At 43.5% G+C, this 1,364-nt stretch carries 2 protein-coding genes; both read right to left on the bottom strand.

Annotation, left to right across the window (positions count from 1 at the left end; translation table 11 throughout):
• Positions 1–48 precede the first annotated feature (48 nt).
• Positions 49–957: an IS3 family transposase gene (locus ABE547_RS14615; RefSeq protein WP_070310171.1), complete on the bottom strand. Its 909-nt coding sequence runs from the start codon at positions 955–957 to the stop codon at positions 49–51.
• Positions 954–1,286 (bottom strand): transposase, encoded by a 333-nt coding sequence (locus ABE547_RS14610; protein ID WP_073113382.1) that lies wholly within the window; start codon positions 1,284–1,286, stop codon positions 954–956. Before ABE547_RS14610 ends, ABE547_RS14615 begins: the two co-directional genes overlap by 4 nt.
• Positions 1,287–1,364 lie beyond the last annotated feature (78 nt).

Below are 1,364 nucleotides of genomic sequence, written 5' to 3'. Positions count from 1 at the left end.
TGATATTGTCAATATTGGTTGACACATTTATCTCAAAGATATCACTGACTATGCAGCCAGGTCCAAAGATTGATAGTATCTCTGGCGCTTGATGATCGGAGGAAGCCCACCATTAGCAGAGCAGATCCTCCTGTTATTCCAGTAACTGATGAAATATCTCCAAATGAGAACCTTCAGTTCCTCTGTGGTCATAGTTTCCGTATTGTAGCGGTCATAGAGAAGCTCGCTTTTCATTCTGGCCCACATGCTTTCACATCGGGCATTATCATGGCACCTGCCACCAGCACTGTTCATGCTTTGAATAATACCGTATTTTGCCAGAGCCTTACGATAGGTTTCACTGGTATATTGTGTTCCTCTGTCAGAGTGTAAAATGGCGCCTCGCAGATTAGGATATGCAAGATAGGCATTATCCAGGGTATGCTCACACAAAGTTGCTTTCATGTTGGTTTCCATCGCCAGACCAAGGACACTGGAATCAAAGCAGTCAAAGATAGCTGAAACATACAGTTTTCCATCTTTAGCCTTGATCTCTGTGATGTCAGTTACACATTTTTCAAGTGGCTTATTGGATTTGAAATCTCGCTTCAGAAGATCATCCGATTTACGCGCTTCCCGATCAGCTCTGGTAATACCATTTGGCTTACGCTTTGGCCGATGGCTAAGGCCTATTTCATCCATAACCCTGTAGACAGTTCGCTCACTGGGGATTTTGAGTCCTTCCAGATTCTTAAGGAGAAGTGCCTGATACATGCGAATACGCCCATAGGTATCATTGCATTCATCCTCAGAATTAATCGCTCTCATAGCATCAGCGAGATCCTGATATTTCCAGGGACGATCTTTAATAGCAAGATATTTGTAAAAACCCTGGCGGCTGACACCGAGCATCCGGCAGTAGAATGAGAGTTTCCCCTTAATCACGCCGTCTTCCGTTTTTATGGCAATGAACTTCATTCTTTGGTTCTTGCTGACTTCCGACGGCTGGCTGCGAAAAAAGCACTTGCTTCCTCGAGAAATTCATTTTCCTCTTTCAGACGCCGGATTTCTTTATCTTGATCCTTAACGCGTTTGCGGAGCATCGCAAGCTCCTCAGCAAGACTCATCGCACTTTCTGGAGTATGTGCACCATCGCCAATATCCAATGTGCCTGCTCTAACTGCTTTCAGCCATGTATGGATAGTTCCCTCCGGGATACCTAATTCTTTAGCAGCTTTAGCACCACCTATTTCTTTTGCTAACTTAACTGCCTGTACTTTGTATTCATGGTCATATTTACGTGCCATTTTGAGTACCTCCTTATTCTCTTGATTCTATCATGAAATCCTTGAGAATAAGATGTCAACTTTTTTTATACCACACCA

Source organism: Dorea sp. YH-dor226 (genome assembly GCF_039832105.1).
Lineage (GTDB): Bacteria > Bacillota > Clostridia > Lachnospirales > Lachnospiraceae > Dorea_A.
The sequence above is the reverse complement of the archived record's forward strand: the minus strand, read 5'-3'. Positions and strand labels throughout refer to the sequence as shown.

Excerpts from the sequence above, each read along its gene's own strand:
- ABE547_RS14615 (WP_070310171.1), bottom strand. The coding sequence starts at position 957 with ATGAAGTTCATTGCCATAAAAACGGAAGACGGCGTGATTAAGGGGAAA.
- ABE547_RS14610 (WP_073113382.1), bottom strand. The coding sequence starts at position 1,286 with ATGGCACGTAAATATGACCATGAATACAAAGTACAGGCAGTTAAGTTA.